The organism is Persicitalea sp. (assembly GCF_041751555.1).
GTDB lineage: Bacteria > Bacteroidota > Bacteroidia > Cytophagales > Spirosomataceae > Persicitalea.
The window spans coordinates 1-6549 of sequence record NZ_JBGSXF010000373.1 but is presented as its reverse complement, the minus strand read 5'-3'; the positions used below and the strand labels follow the sequence as shown (position 1 = coordinate 6549).

6 protein-coding genes and 1 pseudogene are annotated in these 6549 nt (G+C 52.1%); all 7 read left to right on the top strand.

Translation table 11 applies throughout. The features are described 5' to 3' along the window. Nucleotides 1-724, top strand: a 724-nt coding sequence (locus tag ACEW8P_RS13340) for a DUF4139 domain-containing protein (RefSeq protein WP_373513571.1), incomplete at its 5' end; no start/stop codon positions are given. 99 nt (nucleotides 725-823) lie between these two features. Further along, a complete protein-coding gene (locus tag ACEW8P_RS13335; RefSeq protein WP_373513570.1) occupies nucleotides 824-1450 on the top strand; it encodes a DUF502 domain-containing protein in 627 nt (208 codons plus the stop codon). A gap of 14 nt (nucleotides 1451-1464) precedes the next feature. Beyond that, complete coding sequence (locus tag ACEW8P_RS13330; RefSeq protein ID WP_373513569.1) at nucleotides 1465-2079, top strand: hypothetical protein; 615 nt, start codon at nucleotides 1465-1467, stop codon at nucleotides 2077-2079. Between the two features lie 99 nt (nucleotides 2080-2178). Beyond that, nucleotides 2179-3408, top strand: coding sequence for a 3-phosphoshikimate 1-carboxyvinyltransferase (locus tag ACEW8P_RS13325; RefSeq protein ID WP_373513568.1), 1230 nt, complete (start codon nucleotides 2179-2181; stop codon nucleotides 3406-3408). 105 nt (nucleotides 3409-3513) lie between these two features. After that, on the top strand, nucleotides 3514-5106 hold the full coding sequence (locus ACEW8P_RS13320; protein ID WP_373513567.1) for an FMN-binding glutamate synthase family protein: 1593 nt from the start codon (nucleotides 3514-3516) through the stop codon (nucleotides 5104-5106). Next, the gene (locus ACEW8P_RS13315; RefSeq protein ID WP_373513566.1) at nucleotides 5103-5777 is read left to right on the top strand and encodes a hypothetical protein; all 675 of its coding nucleotides are present in this window, start codon (nucleotides 5103-5105) and stop codon (nucleotides 5775-5777) included. The genes ACEW8P_RS13320 and ACEW8P_RS13315 overlap by 4 nt, the downstream gene beginning before the upstream one ends. After that, a pseudogene (locus tag ACEW8P_RS13310) lies at nucleotides 5774-6549 on the top strand (peptidase S8/S53 subtilisin kexin sedolisin); the annotation flags it as partial. The gene ACEW8P_RS13315 and the pseudogene ACEW8P_RS13310, both read left to right, overlap by 4 nt.

Genomic DNA, 6549 nt, shown 5'->3' with positions numbered 1-6549 from the left:
CTCGAAAGAAGCGGCTATAAGTATGAATGCACAAGCAGTTCCAATGGACTCTGAAGCTTTTGGGGCACCGATGGCCGACGTACAAACTACCGCCGATTTTACCCAAATCACCACCAACGACCTCTCGGTTTCTTTCGACATTGCTTTGCCCTACGACATCCCGTCGGGCGGACAGCCGCAGTTAGTTGATATTGCCCGGCACGAAGTACCCGCCGATTACCGCCACTTCGCCATCCCGAAGCTCGATACGGACGCCTTTCTGGTAGCGCAACTGGTAGACTGGGAAAAATACAACTTACTGAACGGTAAGGCGAACGTCTATTTCCAGGGAACCTACGTAGGTGAAACGCAGTTGATTACGCAGAACACCAACGATACCCTGAACGTGTCGCTGGGCCGTGACAAAAAGGTCATCGTGAAGCGCGAACGCCTTAACGAATACAGCAGCAAGCGTTTTATTGGCAGCAACATTCGCGAAACGGTCACCTACCGAATTACGGTACGCAACATCCGGCCCGATGCTGTCCGTCTGACGTTAGAAGATCAGGTACCCGTTTCGCAAAACAGCGACATAGAGGTAAATGTGGAAGAAACTACCGGGGCAAAGTACAATTCCGAAACCGGAAAATTGACCTGGGAAGTGAACTTAAAACCCAACGAAAGCCGTACTTTTGACATCCGTTTCGAGGTGAAGTACCCCAAGGGACGAGCGGTCGTTTTTTAATTTGGAATTAGTGAATGTCGGAATGAGTGAATACTGCTTTCGCCAGTTCTCCGGTATTGATTTACTCCGATATTCCGACATTCAGAATTGCCCTAACATATGAAATTAGAGAACACCTTCCTGAATCGCATTTTCGGCTACTTTGTGCGGGGGTTGGTGTTGGTGGCGCCTTTGTACTTTACGATTTTGATTATTTGGACGGGCGTCGAGGCTTTGGATGGTATTCTGCCGATTTCCATTCCCATTTCGGCTCAAAAGTCCATCTATTTACCTGGTTTGGGTATGCTCATCATCTTGATTAGTATTATCCTACTGGGTTTCTTCTTTTCGACGGTCGTCCCGCAGTCCTTTTTTAAATTCACTGAACGGATCCTGCGAAAAATCCCGCTGGTCAACCTGATCTTTTATTCAATCAAAGATTTGATCACAGCCTTCGTGGGCGATAAGAAAAAATTCAACCAACCCGTGCTGGTGACGATCAACCGCGAGTCGGACGTGAAAAAACTGGGCTTCATTACCCAAACCGACCTCAGTCATTTGTACATAAAGGATTATATTGCGGTCTATATGCCGCACTCGTATGCGTTCTCCGGGGAACTGTTCATCGTGCCGATTGCGAACGTCACCCTGCTAAACGCCAATAGTGCCGACATCATGAAGATGATCGTATCCGGTGGCGTGTCGGCCAAGGATTATTCGCCGGAGTACGAAGAGGAGGAAGGGTAAAGCCCGTTATTCAAATGAAAGCTAATTTTTGGACACTATTTTTCTTTGCTGTCTGTGCAATGCCAGCTTTTGCGCAGGATCACTATGATCCCGCTAAGGCACTGTCGAGCGAGGAATTATTTTTGAAGCAACAAGGCAACAAACGGGTTTTCACCAAAGCCGGCGAGCGGTACTTGGCGCTCGATTTCGCCCCTACCATCGGTACTTTTCGCCGCTTCCGCTATTTTCCCGGTGACGATATTCGCTATAAGGTAAAAGGTAGTTCTCAACGGTTCCGGAAGGAGATTTATACAGTAACCGACAGCAGTTTCACGTTCAGCTACGTCAATGAGTTGGAGAGAAGAATGGAAACTGTGGAGATCATGTTGGATGACATAAAAAACATCAAGACCTTCCGGCGTATTCCCTGGGTAACCGAAGGCTCGGTGATCCTTCCCCTGGCTGGTCTAATTTTCATCGGGGCCGATTTTTTCAACAGGGGCATCGACGGCCAATATTTCACCACCGATGCCCAATCGCTGGCTATTGGTGGTGCCCTGGCGGCTACGGGTTTCTTATGTTACAAACTCAGCTTTTCTTCCGTAAAAATCAACGGCCATAACCGTGTCAAAGTCCTGAAGACGTACTGATTTTGGGTACTTGGTACTGAACTTTTCGTTGAAAATCAGCATCTATTGGTCGTATAAAACTAAGTGCCAAGTACTTTCTCAACCCCCCCTTCAAATTAAGTGTCCCAAACTACCGTTCACCCTCCGCAGAAACCAATTCGCGCCGCAATAAAACTCACCGCCTCCAAAAGCGAGTGCAATCGGGCTTTGATCATCGACGCGCTGACGGGCTTCAAAAGTACCCTCACCAACATCTCCGAAGCCCGCGACTGCCAAACCATGCAGCGGCTGCTGGCCTCCGACGACCGCATGGCCGATGTCATCGACGCGGGTACCACCATGCGATTCCTGACGGCGTACTTCGCCATTACGGGCCAGCATAAAACCATGACCGGAACCCCGCGAATGTGCGAGCGGCCCATTGGCTTGCTGGTGGATGCCCTGCGGCATCTGGGGGCAAAAATCGAGTATGAAAATAATGAAAACTACCCGCCCATGCGGTTGGAGGGTTTTCATTATTCAGGAAAAAACAGTCTTAGCATTCGTGGCGATGTGAGCAGTCAGTATATCTCGGCGCTGCTGATGATTGCCCCGCTCCTGCCCGAAGGCCTGACGCTGACTTTGACGGGTGAAGTCGGCTCGCGGCCCTATATCGAAATGACGCTGGAACAAATGGGGTACTTTGGCATAAAGTACCAGGCCGACTGGACCGCCAAAACCATAAAAGTACCCCCGCAAAAGTACCAGCCTAAGCCCTACGCCATCGAGTCCGACTGGTCGGGGGCGAGCTACTGGTACAGCATCGTGGCTCTGGCCGAAGACGCCGAGGTAGAATTGCTAGGTTTGAAGGAAAATTCGTTGCAGGGCTATAGTGCCATTGTTAACATCATGGCGAATTTGGGCGTTAAAAGTACCTTCACCAAACGGGGTGTTCTTTTGCAAAAAACAACAGCAGAAACTTCTCTATCCTGGGATTTTACCGACTGTCCAGATTTGGCCCAAACCGTCGCCGTGTGCTGCGCGATGAAAGACATCAAACTCACGTTAACGGGCGTCGAGAGTCTCAAAATCAAGGAAACTGACCGGATTTATGCCTTGCAGCAGGAATTGAAGAAACTAGGCGCGGAATTGACCGAGGTAGAAGCCAACCACCGTTACGAAGTTAGCCGCACGGACAAATTATCCTCTAACAAAGTACCCTCCATCCACACCTACGACGACCACCGCATGGCCCTCGCCTTTGCCCCTGCGGGCATGGTTTGCCCCGTTATAATTGAGGAGCCAGGTGTAGTTGTAAAGTCTTACCCGAATTTCTGGGAGCATCTGGGGTCAGCGACGGAGGTCTCGTAGGGTCGGACAGGCGCACCTGCGAACCTATGTGTTCGCCCCTGCCAGTCTGACCCCACGCAACAGTCACCCGAGTTCGACCGTACCAACAGCCAAACGACCGAACTCATGCTCGAAACCCTGACCTCCCTCCCCTGGTGGGCCTATCTGCTTTTTATTCTTCTAGTCATCGCTCTGTGGGACATTCTGCAACGCCGCCACACTATTTTGCACAACTACCCGCTAGTGGGGCACCTGCGGTACTTGATCGAGAAAATCGGGCCGGAAATGCGGCAGTACATCGTGGCCGACAACCGCGAGGAATTGCCCTTTAACCGTCGGCTGCGTTCCTGGATTTTTGCCTCGGCTAAGAAAGACAACAACTACAAAGGCTTTGGCACCGACCAGAACATCCACGAACCGGGCTATATATTCATCAAGCCAGCTTTGCTGGCGATGCAACTGCCCGCGTCGCATCCGCACAGCGTGGGCAACACCGAGCATCCGCAGCATCACACGCTGCCCGCCGCCAAAGCCATCGGGCTGTACCACGGCAGGCGGCGGCCCTATCGTCCCCGTTCGGTTGTCAATATCAGTGCCATGAGCTACGGCTCGCTGTCGGCCAAGGCGGTGGAGTCGCTCAACCGGGGTTCGCTGAAATTTGGCAACTACCATAACACGGGCGAGGGCGGCTTGTCGCCCTACCACCAAAACGGGGCCGACGTGGTATTCCAAGTTGGCACGGCTTATTTTGGTGTCCGTGACAACGACGGGAATTTTTCATTAGAAAAACTTGTGAAGATGGTCGAGGAAAACCCGTTCATTCGCATGGTCGAAGTGAAACTTTCGCAAGGGGCCAAGCCCGGCAAAGGCGGGGTACTTCCTGCCAAAAAAATCACCGACGAAATCGCCGAGATCAGGAATGTGCCGAAGGGAGAGGACGTCGTCTCGCCGCCCTATCACGAGGAATTTTCGGATGTGCCGGGCATGGTTGACTTTATCGAAACCATCGCCCAGGCCACCGGGCTGCCCGTAGGTATCAAAGCCGCCGTGGGTAAACTCGAAATGTGGCAGGAATTAGCCGAAATTATGATAAAAACCGATCGCGGCCCCGACTTCATCACCATCGACGGCGGCGAGGGCGGTACTGGCGCTGCACCGCCCTCCTTCTCCGACCACGTGGCTTTGCCGTGGGTGTACGGGTTCAGCCGGGTCTATACTATTTTTCAAAAAGCTAACCTGACGGACCGGATTACTTTCATTGGTTCAGGAAAATTGGGCTTTCCGGCGCACAGCATCATGGCGTTCGCGATGGGGGCTGACCTGATCAACGTGGCCCGCGAGTCCATGATGTCTATCGGCTGCATTCAGGCGATGATCTGCCACACCAACCGCTGTCCGACGGGCGTAGCCACCAACAGCAAATGGTTGCAGGCGGGCCTCGACCCTACGCTCAAGAGCGAACGCTTCGCCAACTACCTCACGACGCTGACAAAAGAAATCATCGAAATCTCCCACGCCGCTTCCTACGAACATCCCTGCCAGTTCACGATGGAAGATGTGGACATCGCGATGGGCGACAACAACCAAACTTCATGTTTGACCGACAATTACGGCTATTCCAAAGATCCAGTTAAATTTGACGGTATGAAACACCTGCTCGACTGTCCGCACTTGGGTGGGAAAAGTACCCTGGTTTTGCCGGAAGAGGCTACTGCATGATCCGAAAGACTTTATTATTTGCCATTTTTTTGGCTTTCGCTGCCTGTGAACGCGAAAGTACTCTCCTGCTTGACCCCGGCTACGATTACTTCCCGCTGGAAACGGGCCAGTTTCGCGAGTACGAAGTGACCGAAACGCGCTACGCTCTGGCGCAGCCCGCCCAAACGATTACTTACCATATCCGCGAAACCGTAGGCCAGCCCTATACCGATGCCAGCGATCAGACCGTTTACCCTATCGAGCGTTCGACGCGCCAAGGCAACGCCTGGCGCGTCGACTCCGTTGGGGCGGCTTGGCGCACGACCGAGCGGGCTTTTCGGACCGAAAACGGCCTTACGGTAGTCAAAATCCAGTTTCCGGTGAAAGATGGTTTACGCTGGAACGGAAATTTGTATAATACGCTGGGCGAGCAGATTTTCGAGATGAAAAATGTGGATAAACCGCTGACGCTTGGTTCGTTTACTTTTGACCAAACCCTTACCGTCGTGCAGCAAAACGATTCGACGCTGCTTTCTCTGCGAAAGAATCAGGAAACATACGCCAGGGATATAGGTTTGATAAAGCGTGAACAAACTTCGGTGCAGTATTGCGGCACGCCCGACTGCCTCGGCAAAAGCGTAATTGATTTTGGTTTTACAAAAACCACAGTTTTGAAAAACTACGGACGATGAAGAAATACTCTTTGCTTACTATTATTTTAATAATCGCCCTCGTCTCACTTCGAGCCGAAGCGCAAACGCTGCCACGTTACTTGATTTATTTTAAAGACAAAGCCAATAGTACCTTCTCTGTCCAAAAACCGGAAGCTTTTCTGTCTCAGAGAGCCATCACGCGGCGTCAGCGGCAGGGCATTGCCATCACGACTGCCGACCTCCCGGTGAATACTGCCTACATTCAGGCCGTGCAGCAGACGGGGGCTAAGGTGTTTTTTACCTCCCGTTGGTTCAACGCCGCCCTGCTGGAAGCCTCGGAAGCGCAGTGGGCCGCCATCAAAGCTCTGCCTTTTTATAAAAGTACCGAGCGAAACCTACCGATCGCTCCGGCCAGCACGTCGGGTATCGCCCGTCTGAGTGCGGTTCATGACAAATTCGGGACGCGGGAAACCATCGACTACGGACGCACGCAGGGCCAACTCGCCATGCTGGGCATTCCGGAAATACACGAAAAAGGATTTCATGGTGAAGGGATGCTGGTAGCTGTGCTGGACGCTGGCTTTCCGAAAGCCAACGAGGTAGGGTACCTTAAACCCGTTTTCGACAGCAAGCGGATGCTGGATACCTACGATTTCGTTTCGCGCAAAGTCAGCGTGTACGACAATCACCCGCACGGACTCAACTGCCTCTCAATTATCGGAGCCGAGCAGCCGGGCCTGATGGTGGGCGCGGCCTACAAAGCAAGTTTTGCGCTCTATCGCACCGAAAACGATTTCAGCGAGACGCCCTA